Origin of the sequence: Amycolatopsis sp. (assembly GCF_036008905.1) — a bacterium.
In the GTDB taxonomy this organism is placed as follows: Bacteria; Actinomycetota; Actinomycetes; order Mycobacteriales; family Pseudonocardiaceae; genus Amycolatopsis.
On record NZ_DASYMU010000188.1, the window covers coordinates 1 to 13,858 of the forward strand.

Here is a 13,858-nt window from a genome sequence, read left to right on the forward strand (position 1 = left end):
GCTGTGCCTGTTTCACCATATGGAGGTGCATCACGGGGGCTGGTCGATCCGGATGGTGCACGGGATCCCGGAGTTCATCCCACCCAAGTGGCTGGATCAGGAGCAGGTCCCGATCCGCAACCTCGCCCATGTTCTCCCCCATGAGCAGGCCGCCTGACCGCGACGACCTCGATCGTCATCGCGGCCAGCGGCCCGCCCGGGACCTCTGCCAGTGTCACCCCGGGTCTGAAGCGGTGGCAGTACGGCGGCGTCACCACCGGCGGCGGGGTGAGCAGAGGTTCCATGCCGGATGGGTGTTTTCGCTGCCGCAAGTCTCACCAAGGTGATGCGAGGAGCGAAAATATCCATCCGGACCACCTGAAACCTAACCACCAAAAACCACCACCCAAAGCCGAGCAGAAAGACAGCGCCATCTGCCGACAGATGACACCGCCTTTGCTCGCCGACTTCTTACCCGCCACTGCGTCAACCGAAGATGCCGGCGCCGGGGATGGCGTCCAGGAGTTGCCGGGTGTACGGGTCGGAAGGGGAGCTCAGGACCTCGTCGGTGGGGCCCTGCTCGACGACCCTGCCCTCCTTCATCACCACGACGTCGTGCGCGATCGACCGCACCACCGCCAGATCGTGCGAGATGAACAGGTAGCTCAGCCCCAGCTCGTCCTGCAGCGTGGCGAGCAGGCGCAGGATCTGGTCCTGTACCAGCACATCCAGCGCCGACACCGCTTCGTCGCACACGACCAGCCCCGGTCCCAGCGCCAGCGCGCGGGCGATCGCCACCCGCTGGCGCTGCCCGCCGGACAGCTCGTTCGGATACCGCTGCGCGAGCGACGTCGACAGCGAGACCTGGTCCAGCAGCTCCTGGACGCGGGTACGCCGGGACGTCTTGTCGCCGACGCCGAAGACCCGCAGCGGCTCGTCGATCAGCCGTTCCACCGTGAACATCGGGTCGAGCGAGGCGTACGGGTCCTGGAAGACCGGTTGCATGGCTTTGCGCGCCGCCCGCAGTCGCGCGCCCCGCAGGCCGACGATCTCCGACCCGTCGAGCCGGATCGTGCCCGAGGTCGCCCCGACGAGCCCGAGCACCATCTGCGCGGTGGTCGTCTTCCCGGAGCCGGACTCGCCGACGATCGCCGTCGTCCGGCCGCGCGCCACGGAGAACGACACGTTGTCGACGGCCTTCAGCACGCTGCCGTGCCCCCGGATCTTGTACTCCTTCGACACCCCGTCGACCACCAGAACCGGTTCATCGGCAGGCGCTGAAACGGTTCTGGTCCGGCGCGCGGTGGCGAGTGAGGGAGCCGCGGCCACGAGCCGCCGGGTGTACTCGTGCTGCGGATCGGTCAGGATCTGCCGCGCGGGCCCGGCTTCGACGACCTTGCCCTCGGACATCACCACGAGCTGGTCCGCGCGGTCGGCGGCGAGCCCGAGATCGTGCGTCACCAGCAGCAACGCCGTGCCGAGCTCGTCGGTCAGCTTCTCCAGATGGTCGAGGATCTGGCGCTGCACGGTGACGTCGAGCGCGGAGGTCGGCTCGTCGGCGATCAGCAGATCCGGGCGGCACGCCAGCGCGATGGCGATCAGGACCCGCTGGCGCATCCCGCCGGAGAACTCGTGTGGATACTGCTTCGCCCGGCGGGCAGGCTCGGGCAAACCGGCTTCGCCGAGGATCTCGATGGCACGCTTCGGCGCCTCCCGCCGCGTCGCGAGTCCGTGCACGATCAGGGTTTCCGCGACCTGACGCCCGACGCGCGAGACCGGGTTGAGGTTGGACATCGGATCCTGCGGCACCAGGCCGATCTCCTTGCCCCGCAAGCTTCGCCGCCGTTTCTCGTCGGCATGCGTGATGTCCTCGCCCCGGAACCGGATGCTGCCGCCGGTCACGCGACCGGAGCCGGGCAGCAGCCCGATCACCGCGTGCGCCGACGTCGACTTCCCGGAGCCGGACTCGCCCACCACGGCCACGCGTTGTCCTGGCAGTACTTGGAAACCCACGCCGCGCACGGCGTCGACGGAGCCGAATGACACCGCGAGGTCGTCCAATTCCAGCAGTGGCTCCGTCATCGCTTGCCTCCGGTCTTCGGGTCGAGGGCGTCGCGCAGCGCGTCGCCGAAGAGGTTGAACCCGAGGCAGATCAGCGCGATCGCGACCCCGGGGAACACGCCGGGCCACGCCGTCCGGAAGAGGTACTGCTGGGCGTCGGAGAGCATGATGCCGAGACTCGGGTCCGGCGGCCGGATCCCGAGGCCGAGGAACGACAGGATCGCCTCGCCGATCACCGCGGTCGGCATGATCACGGTGGCCTGCACGATCACCGCCGACAGCGAGTTCGGCAGGATGTGCTGCCCGAGGATCCGCCAGGTCCCCGCGTTCATCGCGTGCGCCGCGAGCACGAAGTCGGATTCCTTGAGCCGCAACGTCTCCGCGCGCACCACCCGGATCATCGTCGGGATGTTCGCGATGCCCAGCGCGATCGCCGCGTTGGTGAGCCCGCCGCCGTTGATCGCGGCCAGGCCGACCGCGATGATCAGGAACGGGAACGCCAGCATCAGGTCGGCCAGCCGCGAGACCACGGCGTCGAGTTTGCGCCAGTAGCCCGACAACAGTCCTAACGGGACACCGACGACGATCGCCAGCAGCACCGAAAGCACGCCGACTTCGAGCGACGCCCGCGCGCCGTAGAGCACCCTGGACAGAATGTCGCGGCCGAGGTCGTCGGTGCCGAGCGCGAAACCGACGGTCGCGGGCTGCTGGAACGGCGTCGTGAAATGGACTTCCGATGGCGAGTACGGCGCGAGCCAGGGCGCGAAGATCCCGGCCAGCGCGACGATCAGGATCAGTGCTCCGCCGAAGACACCCATCGGGTTCCGCAGCAGTTTGCGCGTCACGCGGCCGCGCACGCGGCCCAGGTCCGACGGCTTCGCGACCACTTCGGTGACTGTGCTCATCGGGCCCTCCCGGAGACTCGCATACGGGGGTCGATCACCGAGTAGAGGGCGTCGACCAGGAGATTGATGACGATGTAGGAAGCCGTGATGACGAGCACGACGGCCTGGATCACCGGGTAGTCGCGGGTGAACACCGAATCGAGCGTGAGCTTCCCGATGCCCGGCAGGCTGAAGATCCGCTCGGTCACCACCGCACCGGCGATCAGCCCGCCCAGCTGCAGGCCGACGATCGTCGTCACCACGATCAGGCTGTTGCGCAGCCCGAACCGGAAGATCACCGCGCCGCGGCCGAGTCCCTTCGCCCGGGCGGTGCGCACGAAATCGGCGGTGAGGGTTTCGACCATCGACGCCCGGGTCTGCCGCTGCACGACCGCCGCGTGCGAAAGCCCGAGGATCAACGCGGGAAGCGTCAGGTAATACAAGCCGCGCAACGGATTCTCGAACGGCGAGACGTACCCCGACGCCGGAAACCAGCCCAGCTGCACCGAAAGATAGAGCACCGCGAGGATCCCGAGCCAGAAGTTGGGCACGGACAAGGCGAACAGCGAAAAGCTGTTCGCGCCCCACTCGGGCCAGCGGCCGCGGAACACCGCCGCGAGGACACCGAGGCCCATCCCCAGCAGTACCGCGATCAGCATCGCGAACACGGCCAGCTGCAACGTGACCGGCAGCGTCGCACCGAGCATGTCACTGACCGGGGTCCCGGTTCGGATCGACTTGCCGAAGTCGCCGGTGACCGCGTCGCCGAGGAACTTGAAGTACTGCACGGGCAACGGTTGATCGAGACCGAGCTGGGCGCGCACGGCGGCGATCGTCGCGGCGTCGGCCTCCTCGCCGGCCATGCTCGTCGCCGGATCCCCTGGCAGCGCCCGGATTCCGACGAAGACGACGATCGAGGCGAGCAGCAGCGTGAGCGCGGACTGCCACAGGCGATGGAACAGGTAGCGGGACACGGATCAGCCCTCCCGGCCGGAAACGAAGGCGGCCTTGCCGAGCCGGACCACGCCGTCGGAGAACACCTGGATGCCGGCGACCCCCGCGGTGTGCACGGTGATGTTGCGGATCCGGTAGGTGTAGACGATCGGATTCTCGCGGTGGATGAGCTGCACGGCCTGCCCGTAGAGCTCGGCGCGCTGCGCGGGATCGGTGAGCTTCGCGGACTGCGTGAGCAGTTTGTCGAGCTCCGGTGAGGAGAACCCGCCGTAATTGCCGCTCGACGTCGTCGACAGGAATCTCGACGTGTTCGCGTCCGGGTCGACTCGCCCGGACCAGCCGAGCTGCAGGAGCTCGAAGTCGCCGCGTTTCTGGACGTCGAGCAGGGTCGAGTACTCGACCGGGACGATCCGCAGGTCGAAGCCACCCTCGGCGACGCTGGCCTGGAGCGCCTGCGAATACCTGAGCGCGTCCTGCTCGTTGCTGACCTGCAGCGTCACCGGTAGCGGCACCGGCACGCCGGCTTCGGCGAGCAGCTGACGCGAACGCTGCGGGTCGAAGGCCGGGCAGGCGTTGCTCGCGGGGGAGGCGTACGGCGTCTGCGGGGCGATGGGGGAGCACGCCACTTCGAACCAGTTGTTGAAGACGGTGTCGACCAGGGTTCGCCGGTCGATGCTCGCGGCGAACGCGGCGCGGACGCGCGGGTCCTTCCCGAGCGGGGTATCGAGGGGTTTCGGGGGTTTCCCGGCGCCGTCGACGTTGCCGGTGTTGATGGTGATCCCTTGGTAGCCAAGGGAACTCGACTGGAGCACCCTCAGGTCCGGGTCCTTGATCAGCGCGTCGACGTCCTGCGGGGAGATGGTGTCGGCGACCTGGATGTCGCCGGAGCGGAGGTTCGCCGCGCGGATGTTGGCGTCCGACATGATCCGGTAGGTGATCGTGTCGAGGTGGACGTTCGCGGCGTCGTAGTAGCGCGGGTCGCGGGCCACCGAGATCGACGTCTGCGGGACGCGTTTGACGAACTTGAACGGGCCGACGCAGACCGGGGCTTCGCCGAAGTTGTCGCCCTTCGCGGTGAGGGCGACCGGCGACATGATCATCCCCGCGCGGTCGGCGAGCGCGGCGGTGATCGGCGCGAACGGGCGTTTGTAGCGGAGCACGACAGTGCCCGCGTCCGGTGCCTCGATGCTCGCGATGGGCCCCATTTCGCTGGTGCGCTGGGAACTTTTCAGCGTGAAATGGCGCTCGAGGCTGGTGCGCACGGCGTTCGCGTCGAACGGGCTGCCGTCGGCGAAGACGATGCCCGTGCGGACGGGGATCGTCACGGTGAGGCCGCCGTCGGCGATCGTGGGCAGGCCGGTGGCGAGCTGCGGGACGATCTGGCCGTTCGGATCGAGGTCGTAGAGTTTCTCGCAGATCGACGACATGACGAAGCGCGTGTAGAGCGAACTGGACGTCGTCGGGTCGAGTTTGTCGGGCTCGGCGGACAGGCCCATCACGAGGTCGCCGCCTTGTTCGACCTGCTGACCGGCGAGGGAGACGCCATAGTTGTCGGTATGGTCCCCGCGGGCGGCGGCCTTCTGGATCGGGACGCAACCCGTGAGCAGGACGAGGGCCGCGAGGGCCGCCAGGGTGAACCGGGTACGGAGCAAGAGCATGGACAGCTACTTTCCGTCAGCTGATTGTATGCAGTAGCCGACCCTAGTGGGTTGGTCCGGGTATTTTGTTTCGTTTGCGTAACTAACGGTTAAGGGAGCAAACTGCCGCGGCGGAATGCGAGTGCTAACCTGCAATCTAATTCGGATTAGAATGATTGCGGCAGTTGGAGGAGACGCATGGCGCCCGAAACCGTCGCGAAAGTGCCGGGAGCCAACGACTTCGGGCTTCCAGAGGTCGCGGAGACGCCGGAGCTGCTCGAACGGCGGGCGGCCGTGGCCGAGCTGGGTGGGGAACTCCGCAAGCTCATCGACGCCGTCGTGCGCACCGAAGTGCCTGCCGAAGCCATTCGCCACGCGGCCGAAGCCGTCCGCGAGCTCACCGGGCCACTGACCGAGGATTCCCGCCCGGTCGGGCGCCCGCCCGCCGTCGACAACCTGGTCGGCGGCCTGCGCATGCTCAACCCGGTGATCGGCGAGGGAAACCCGCTCGCGCCGCCGCTGGTCGTGAAGACGACCCGGGGCACCGCCGTGGGGGAGTGCACGCTCGGGCTCGCCTACGAAGGCCCGCCGACCTACGGCCACGGCGGGATCAGCGCGCTGCTGCTCGACCAGGTGCTCGGGCACGCGGCTTCGTCGATCGACAAACCCGGCGTCACCACCGGACTCACGCTGCGCTACCGCAGGCCTGTGCCGCTGGACGTGCCGATCCGCGTGTGGGCCGAGGTGGTCGCCGTCGACGGCAGGCGCACCACGGTCAAGGGCGGGATCACCACGGCCGCCGAGCCCGAGGCTCAGCTTGTCGAGGCCGAGGGCGACTTCCTGCAGCTGCGGCCCGACCAGGCCAAGCGACTGCTCTCGCAGGTGCCCCCGGACGCGGCCCACGACTGAGGCTCAGCGGGCGGTGGTCACCGGTTTCTTCTCGGCCTTCTTTTCGGTCGGTTGTGGGGTCCCCAAACCGTTGCGCACCATGGACTGCGCCGTCCGGCCGACGACGTCGAGTGAGCCGCGGCGCGGGTTCCACCATTCGACGGCCCAGTTGAGAGCGCCCAGCACCAGCATGCGGGCCGCCCCGGCCTCGAGCTCCGGCCGCAGGAGCCCGGCGCGCCCGGCGTCGGCCACGAGCCGGCGCCAGATGTCGCTGTACTTGGTGGCTGCCGCGGAGTAGCGCACGAGGATGTTTTCCGGTACCTGCCCGGCGTTGCGGATCGACGCCGTCGTGTAATCGGAGATCTCCAGCTCGTACCGCAGATGCGCGTCCACCGCGGCGTCGATCCGGCCCATCGGCCCGGTTTCGTCCGGCAGCGCGGCCAGGATTCGGTGACGTGGGTGTGCATCAGCGAAATGCCCGTCCACATGACCTCTTCGATCAGGTCCTCGCGGGACGGGAAGTAGTAGTAGATCGCGGGCGCCTGCAACTTCGCCTGATCGGCGACGTCGGTGAGCCGGGTACCTGCGTAGCCCTTCCGGCTCAGCACGTGGGCCGCGGCGTCCAGGATCCGCTCCCGGGTGCGCGCGGATTTCGAGCCGACGGCATCGTCGGGTTACCTACTCACGATTCGATTATAGGCGCGGCAGTCCGCCCCGCGAGATCAGCTGGCCGATGATGACGTTGCGCTGGATCTCGTTGGTGCCCTCACCGACGATCATCAGTGGGGCGTCCCGGAAGTAGCGCTCGACGTCGTACTCGGTGGAGTAGCCGTAGCCGCCGTGCACGCGTACCGCGGCCAGCGCGATCTCCATGGCGGCTTCCGAGGCGAACAGCTTGGCCATGCCCGCTTCCAGATCGCAGCGCTCGCCCGCGTCGTAACGATCGGCGGCGTGCAGCACCAGCTGGCGGGCCGCGGTGAGTTTCGTGGCCATGTCGGCGAGATGGTTGCCGATCGACTGGTGCTTCCAGATCGGCACGCCGAAACTCTCCCGCTCCTGGGCGTATCGGAAGGCATCGTCGAACGCGGCCTGCCCGACACCGAGCGCCCGCGCCGCGACCTGGATGCGCCCGGTCTCCAGACCTTTCATCATCTGGGCGAAGCCTTTGCCCTCGACGCCGCCGAGCAGGGCGTCGGCGGGGGCGTGATAGTCGTCGAAGGACAGTTCGCAGCTCTCGACGCCCTTGTAGCCGAGCTTGCTCAAGTCGCGGGAGACCGTGAGTCCTTCGCCGTGCTCGACCAGCAGGATGCTGATGCCTTTGTGCCGCGGGCTGGCGTCCGGGTCGGTCTTGCAGAGCAACGCCAGCAGCTGTGAGCGGCGGGCGTTGGTGATCCACGTCTTCGCGCCGTTGATCAGGTAGCCGCCCGCGTGCGGCCGCGCGACCGTGGTCATCGCCTGCAGGTCCGAGCCGCCGCCGGGTTCGGTGAGCGCCATCGTCGCGCGGATCTCCCCGGTCGCCATTTTGGGCAGGTACCGGGTTTTCTGCTCCTCGGTACCGAAGAGCAGCAGTAGTTTCGCCACCACGGTGTGTCCGCCCATCGCGCCGGCCAGGCTCATCCAGCCCCGCGCGAGCTCCTCGGTGACGCCCACATAGCAGCGCGCGGACACCGGTGAGCCGTCGTAGGCCTCGGGCACGGCGAGACCGAAGATCCCGAGCGCCTTCATCTGGTCGATGAGCTTGCCCGGGTACTCGTCGGCGTGTTCCAGTTCGCGTGCGACCGGCCGGACCTCGCGGTCGACGAACTCGCGCACGGTGTCGACGATGGCCCGCTCTTCCTCGGTCAGACTGCTCACGCCGCGCCCCTCTCGTAGATTGAAGCCGTGACGGGAACGTACCTCGCGCGCCGGTGCTGTCTGTCCGTGCCGGGCGGCGATGAGCGCAAGATCGAGCGGGCCAGCGAGTCGGACGCGGACGAAATCGTGCTGGACCTCGAGGATTCGGTGCCGCCGGGCGCGAAGGAAGACGCTCGCGCCGCTGTGGCGAAATGGCTGGCCTCGGCGAGTCGTCCGGGGGTGGCGATCCGCGTCAACGCGCCGCGCACGCCTTGGTGTCACGAGGACATCGTGGCCTGCGCCCAGCCCGGCGGTCCCGAGCGCTCGATCGTGGTGCCGAAGGTCGAATCCGCCGGTGATCTCGCGTTCGTGGACAGGCTGCTCGACGGCGTCGAACATGCGTCGGGGCGGGAAACGCCGGTGACGGTTCAGGCGCTGATCGAGACCGCGACCGGGCTGGCGAATCTCGCGGAGATCGTCACGGCGTCACCTCGGCTGCGGACGGTGATCCTCGGGTACGCCGACCTGGGCGCGTCGCTGGGCCGATCCGCCGCCGCGGGCCTGGACACCTGGCTTCCCGCGCAGCACAGCGTCTTGGTCGCCGCCCGAAGCGCCGGGATCGCGGCGATCGACGGGCCGTATCTCGCCGTCGACACCGGCGCGGAGTTCGCTGCGAGTGTCGAACGGGCCGCGCGGCTCGGCTTCGACGGGAAATGGGCCATCCACCCGCGTCAGATCGAGCCGATCCTGACCGCGTTCACGCCGACAGCGGAGGAGATCGCTTACGCCCAAAGGATTCTCGACGCCCTCGGCGAAGCCCACGGGCGCGGTGTCGGCGCGATTTCGGTGGACGGGCAGATGATCGACGAGGCTCTCGCCGTGTCTGCGCGGCGGACATTGGCACGAGCATGAACACCGCCGAGGGACCGTACTTCGACGAACTAGCCGTTGGTCAGCGGTTCGGCGCTCCGGGCGTCACCCTGACCGGCGGGCACGCGAGCACGCACCAGGCCATCGTGGGGGACAGGCTCAGCCTGCCACTGGATGCAGCGCTCTGTGCCGAGGTCACTGGGACGGCGTCGCTCGCCCATCCCGCGCTGGTCTGGGATCTGGCGATCGGACAGTCCACAGTGGTCACCCACCACGTCAAGGCGAACCTGTTCTACCGCGGCCTGGTGTTCCGCCGCGCGCCCGAACTCGGCGACACCCTGCGGACGTCGACCGAGGTGGTGGCGTTGGGGCAGAACAAACCCCGCGAAGGCCGCTACCCGACCGGGCTGGCCGCGCTGCGGATCACCACGGTGGATCAGCTCGACCGGCCGGTGCTGGACTTCTGGCGGTGCGCGATGCTGCCGCTGCGCGATCCCGACGCGCGGACGGGCCACGACGACGATCTGACTTCCGTGGGCACAGAGGCGGTCTTTTCCACCGCGGCCATCGACGGCTGGGACCTCGACACCTTCGCGCGGCGCGTCAGCGGCCCGCGGTTCGCCGAGCTCGAACCCGGTCAGGCGTGGGAAGTCGGCGGGGGAGACGTGGTGTCGAGCGCACCGGAACTCGCGCGGCTGACGGTGAACATCGCGAAGGTCCACCACGACGGCGCCGCCGCCGGTGGGCGCAGGTTGGTCTATGGCGGGCACACGATCGGGGTCGCGCTTTCGCAGGCCACACGGGCGCTGCCGACGATCGTCACGGTGCTGGGCTGGTACAGCTGCGACCACGTCGGCCCGGTGCACGAAGGCGACACACTGCGGAGCACGGTCATCGTCGAAGCTGTCGAACCGCTGGCTGTCGGCGGCCTGGTGCATCTGCGTTCGCGGGTCTCCGCGGACGGCGTCGGCGAGGTGCTGGACTGGCGGTTCGTCGTCGCCGTGGCTTAGACGGGGACTTCCTCAGTGGCCGCGATGACCTTGGTCAGCGTGGCATGGAGGTCCTTGAGCTCGTCCATGCTCATGCCGAGGCGTTCCACGATCGCGGGCGGCACGAGCAGGGCTTGCTCGCGCAGCTTCTTGCCGCGTTCGGTGAGTTGCACCGACAACAGTCGCTCGTCGTCGGAGTTCCGGCGTCGCTCCAGGAGTTCGGCGCTTTCGAGCCGCTTCAGCATAGGCGACAGCGTGCCCGGGTCGAGCTGGAGAAGCCGGCTGAGCTCGCGGACCGACAGCGGTGCGTGCTCCCACAGCGCGAGCATCACGAGATACTGGGTGTGGGTCAGGCCCATGGGCTCGAGCACCGGCTTGTACAGCGAGACGACGTTCCGCGCGGCGACGACCATCGCGAAGCAGACCTGCTGCTCCAGTGACAAGGGGTCTTCTGGCATTCGTTCTGTGGTCATGGTCCGGTCATCCTTGCCGATAGCGCGCGATGTAGCGTTCGCGGATCTCGGTTTCGACGGCTTCCTTGGCGTCGGCGCGGACGCGTTTGAAGGTGCCGTTCGGGAAACCGTTCTTGAGCAGCCTGTTCTCACCGCTCTCTTCGGCGTAGACGAACGAGTAGAAGTAGCCGACGATCGCCGCCATCAGGCACAGCGCCATGCGCAGGCCGAGCGGGGCGGGGAGCAGGAGCCACCCGAAGATCAGCGGTGACAGCAGCACGGAACTCCGTGCCCCGTGCCGCCACAACCACGTACTGGTCGTGACGTCGTGCAGCACCCAGCTTCGGTGCTTGTCCGGCAGCTTGCCGCCGACCGCGTACCAAAGCCACTGGAAGGGATTGGGCCTCACACGCTTTTCCATGCCCTGAGTGTACGCCAACCATTGGTGTACAAACCATTGGTGTGCGCGCCGCCACGCAACCACGGCTAAGCCCCCGTATGGCCAACCACAAACCCGGTCCACTCTTCGTTCAGAACGTGAGCACGCCAGGTCCCGGGCTACCGCAGTAATCCCGTTGGGCGGCAGGCGAAAAAACCACAGCGCGCAGGGCCGCCGAAAACACAGTGATGCCGCGCCAACCTCAGGACTGGCATGAACGGACCTTTCATCTCAAAAAACGAGATGAAAGGTCCGTTCATGCCACCGGCTAAGCCGGGACGGGCTCGCGTTCCCACAACCAGCCGTGCGAACGTCAACCGGGACGGAACCCAGCCGCGCGCGCCCACGGGATACCCCAATGCGGCGTTGGAGGCACTCAACGCCCCCAACGCCGCATTGGGGTCACATCAGCTCCCAGGCGCCATCTGTCGACAGGTGGCGATCTCTTGGCAACTGAGAGATCACGAGATGGCGACATCTCGTGGCCGGTTAGATGGCGCGTTCGCCTTTGCCGAGGACGACGATGCCGCCGGGGCTGACGTGGTAGCGCTGCCGGTCCCGGTCCAGGTCGACGCCGATATGCGCGCCCGGCGGGACGACGACGTTCTTGTCCAGGATCGCCCGCCGCACCACGGCCCCGGCGCCGACGCGGGCGCCGTCGAGCAGCACCGAGCCCTGCACCACGGCGCCGGTTTCGATCAGGACGTCGGGGGAGAGCACCGAGTCGACGACCTGCGCGCCGGAGATGATGCAGCCCGGGCTGATGATCGACTGGTTCGCCGTGCCGCCTTCGACGAACTTCGCCGCCGCCCGCTGGCCGGGGTGCGCGAGGATCGGCCAGCGCCGGTTGTAGAGGTTGAAGATCGGGTACGTCGAGATCAAGTCGGTGTGCGCGTCGTAGTAGCTGTCGATCGAACCGACGTCGCGCCAGTAGCCGTGGTCGCGTTCGGTCTCGCCGGGGACGACGTTGCCGCTGAAGTCGTAGACGGCCGCATCGCCGGTCTTCACCAGTGCCGGGATGATGTCGCGGCCCATGTCGTGGTGCGACTCGACATTCGTGGAGTCCGCGTGCAGTGCGTCCAGCAGAGCCTGCGTGGTGAAGACGTAGTTGCCCATCGACACGTAGGCCTCGTCGGGCGAACCCGGCAGGCCCGGCGGGTCGGCGGGCTTCTCGAGGAAGGCGTCGATGCGAGTGCCGTCGGTCGTCTGGATGACGCCGAACTCGGACGCCTCCTCGCGCTTGACGCGGATACCGGCAACGGTGACGCCCGCGCCCGACGCGATATGCGCGTCGACCATCTGCCGGGGGTCCATCCGGTAGATGTTGTCGGCGCCGAAAACCGCGATGTAGGCGGGGGATTCGTCGTAGACGAGGTTGAGGCTCTGGTGGATCGCGTCGGCGCTGCCCTGGAACCAGCGCGGCCCGAGACGCTGCTGCGCGGGCACCGGCGTGACGTACTCGCCGGTGATCGACGACAGCCGCCAGGTCGTACTGATATGCCTGTCCAGTGAGTGCGATTTGTACTGCGTCAACACGCAGATCCGCCGCACGCCGCCGTGCACGAGGTTCGACAGCACGAAGTCGATCAGCCGGTGCACCCCGCCGAACGGCACCGCCGGTTTCGCGCGGTCCGCCGTTAGTGGCATGAGTCGTTTGCCCTCGCCGCCGGCGAGGACGATGCCCAGTACGTCCGATCCGTCCATCAAGAAACGCTCCCGCATGACTCGTAGATGGCGACCGTCCGCTCGGCGATCGCGGCCCAGCCGAATTCGCCCACGGCACGGGCGCGGCCGGCGATGCCCATCGCGGCCGCCCGGTCTGGGTTGCCCACCAGTTCGTTGACCCGCGCGGCCAGATCGGCTTCGAAGGCCGTGGTGTCGTTTTCGTCGTAGTGCACGAGCAGTCCGGTCACGCGGTCTTGGACGACCTCGGGAATGCCGCCGACGTCGCTCGCCACGACCGCTGTCCCGCACGCCATGGCTTCAAGGTTCACGATGCCGAGCGGTTCGTATACCGACGGACAGGCGAAGACCGCCGCGTGCGTGAGCAGCTGGACGACCTGCTCGCGCGGCAGCATCTCCGGGATCCAGTGCACCCCGGTCCGCTTCTCCTGCAGCTCGGCGACCAGGCCGCGGAACTCGGCGTCGAGCTCGGGCGTGTCCGCGCCGCCCGCGCACAGCACGACTTGCGTGTTCTCGTCGAAGGCGGCGGCCGCGCGCACGAGATGCGGCACGCCCTTCTGCCGGGTGATCCGGCCGACGAACAGCACGTACGGCCGCGATGGATCGATCCCGTGCGCTTCGAGGACCTCGGTGTTCGGATCCGGCTGGTAGAGCGCGGCGTCGATCCCGTTGTGGACCACGTGGACCCGCTCCGGCGACACCGACGGATAGGCGGCGAGGACGTCTTCGCGCATCCCCTTGCTGACCGCGATGATCGCGTCGGCGTGCTCGAACGCGTCGCGCTCGATCCACGACGAGACCACGTAACCGCCGCCGAGCTGCTCGGCCTTCCACGGCCGCAACGGCTCCAGCGAATGCGCGGTGATCACGTGCGGGATCCCGTACGCCATCTTCGCGAGATGCCCGGCCAGGTTCGCGTACCAGGTGTGGCTGTGCGCGAGGTCGTGTCCGTCGAGGGCGTCGGCCATCGAGACGGCGATGTCCATCGTCTTGAACGCGGGCTGCCGGTAGTCGTGCACGTCGGAATGCCCGTGCGCGTCCGGGCGATCCGGCCCCCAGCAGTGGACGTCGAGGTCGACCAGCGAGCGAAGTTCGCGGGCGAGGAACTCGACATGGACCCCGGCGCCGCCGTAGACGTCCGGCGGGTATTCCCGGGTGAGCAGGCCGACCTTCATGCCTGGAACCCTAC

Annotated in this window: 13 protein-coding genes and 1 pseudogene; 3 read left to right on the forward strand and 11 right to left on the reverse strand. The window is 68.2% G+C overall.

Annotated elements, in window-relative coordinates:
* Positions 1 to 465: 465 nt before the first annotated feature.
* The 4 genes from VGP60_RS31085 to VGP60_RS31100 are packed head-to-tail and all read right to left on the reverse strand — an operon-like array spanning position 466 to position 5,536.
* Positions 466 to 2,061 carry an ABC transporter ATP-binding protein gene (locus VGP60_RS31085; protein ID WP_327551708.1) on the reverse strand — a complete coding sequence of 532 codons (1,596 nt, stop codon included), beginning with the start codon at positions 2,059 to 2,061 and terminating at the stop codon, positions 466 to 468.
* Positions 2,058 to 2,945 (reverse strand): ABC transporter permease, encoded by an 888-nt coding sequence (locus VGP60_RS31090; RefSeq protein ID WP_327551709.1) that lies wholly within the window; start codon positions 2,943 to 2,945, stop codon positions 2,058 to 2,060. Before VGP60_RS31090 ends, VGP60_RS31085 begins: the two co-directional genes overlap by 4 nt.
* Positions 2,942 to 3,898 (reverse strand): ABC transporter permease, encoded by a 957-nt coding sequence (locus tag VGP60_RS31095; RefSeq protein ID WP_327551710.1) that lies wholly within the window; start codon positions 3,896 to 3,898, stop codon positions 2,942 to 2,944. Before VGP60_RS31095 ends, VGP60_RS31090 begins: the two co-directional genes overlap by 4 nt.
* Positions 3,899 to 3,901: 3 nt before the next feature.
* Complete coding sequence (locus tag VGP60_RS31100; protein ID WP_327551711.1) at positions 3,902 to 5,536, reverse strand: ABC transporter substrate-binding protein; 1,635 nt, start codon at positions 5,534 to 5,536, stop codon at positions 3,902 to 3,904.
* 177 nt (positions 5,537 to 5,713) lie between these two features.
* Between VGP60_RS31100 and VGP60_RS31105 the strand changes: the two genes are divergently transcribed.
* Complete coding sequence (locus VGP60_RS31105; protein ID WP_327551712.1) at positions 5,714 to 6,424, forward strand: PaaI family thioesterase; 711 nt, start codon at positions 5,714 to 5,716, stop codon at positions 6,422 to 6,424.
* Between the two features lie 3 nt (positions 6,425 to 6,427).
* Here the strand turns inward: VGP60_RS31105 and VGP60_RS31110 are convergent, their stop codons facing one another.
* The 3 genes and pseudogenes from VGP60_RS31110 to VGP60_RS31120 all read right to left on the reverse strand — a co-directional run bounded on the left by VGP60_RS31110 (position 6,428) and on the right by VGP60_RS31120 (position 8,257).
* On the reverse strand, positions 6,428 to 6,889 hold the full coding sequence (locus tag VGP60_RS31110; RefSeq protein ID WP_327551713.1) for a TetR/AcrR family transcriptional regulator: 462 nt from the start codon (positions 6,887 to 6,889) through the stop codon (positions 6,428 to 6,430).
* Between the two features lie 62 nt (positions 6,890 to 6,951).
* Positions 6,952 to 7,011 (reverse strand): annotated as a pseudogene (locus VGP60_RS31115) (TetR/AcrR family transcriptional regulator); the annotation flags it as partial.
* Positions 7,012 to 7,096: 85 nt separating this feature from the next.
* A complete protein-coding gene (locus VGP60_RS31120; RefSeq protein WP_327551714.1) occupies positions 7,097 to 8,257 on the reverse strand; it encodes an acyl-CoA dehydrogenase family protein in 1,161 nt (386 codons plus the stop codon).
* 27 nt (positions 8,258 to 8,284) lie between these two features.
* Here VGP60_RS31120 and VGP60_RS31125 point away from each other — a divergent pair, with 27 nt between their 5' ends.
* Together VGP60_RS31125 and VGP60_RS31130 are read left to right on the forward strand one after the other, a co-directional pair.
* Positions 8,285 to 9,148: a CoA ester lyase gene (locus tag VGP60_RS31125; protein WP_327551715.1), complete on the forward strand. Its 864-nt coding sequence runs from the start codon at positions 8,285 to 8,287 to the stop codon at positions 9,146 to 9,148.
* Positions 9,145 to 10,116 carry a MaoC family dehydratase gene (locus VGP60_RS31130; RefSeq protein WP_327551716.1) on the forward strand — a complete coding sequence of 324 codons (972 nt, stop codon included), beginning with the start codon at positions 9,145 to 9,147 and terminating at the stop codon, positions 10,114 to 10,116. Before VGP60_RS31125 ends, VGP60_RS31130 begins: the two co-directional genes overlap by 4 nt.
* On the opposite strand, the gene VGP60_RS31135 is transcribed toward VGP60_RS31130, so the two are convergent.
* The 4 genes from VGP60_RS31135 to glgA form a co-directional block, all read right to left on the reverse strand.
* Entirely contained in the window at positions 10,113 to 10,568 is a 456-nt protein-coding gene (locus VGP60_RS31135; RefSeq protein ID WP_327551717.1) for a MarR family transcriptional regulator, read from the reverse strand. The genes VGP60_RS31130 and VGP60_RS31135 overlap by 4 nt on opposite strands.
* Before the next feature lie 7 nt (positions 10,569 to 10,575).
* Entirely contained in the window at positions 10,576 to 10,968 is a 393-nt protein-coding gene (locus VGP60_RS31140; RefSeq protein ID WP_327551718.1) for a DUF5313 domain-containing protein, read from the reverse strand.
* Positions 10,969 to 11,475: 507 nt separating this feature from the next.
* Entirely contained in the window at positions 11,476 to 12,690 is a 1,215-nt protein-coding gene (glgC, locus tag VGP60_RS31145) for a glucose-1-phosphate adenylyltransferase (protein WP_327551719.1), read from the reverse strand.
* A complete protein-coding gene (glgA, locus tag VGP60_RS31150) occupies positions 12,690 to 13,844 on the reverse strand; it encodes a glycogen synthase (RefSeq protein ID WP_327551720.1) in 1,155 nt (384 codons plus the stop codon). Before glgA ends, glgC begins: the two co-directional genes overlap by 1 nt.
* Between the last annotated feature and the right edge of the window lie 14 nt (positions 13,845 to 13,858).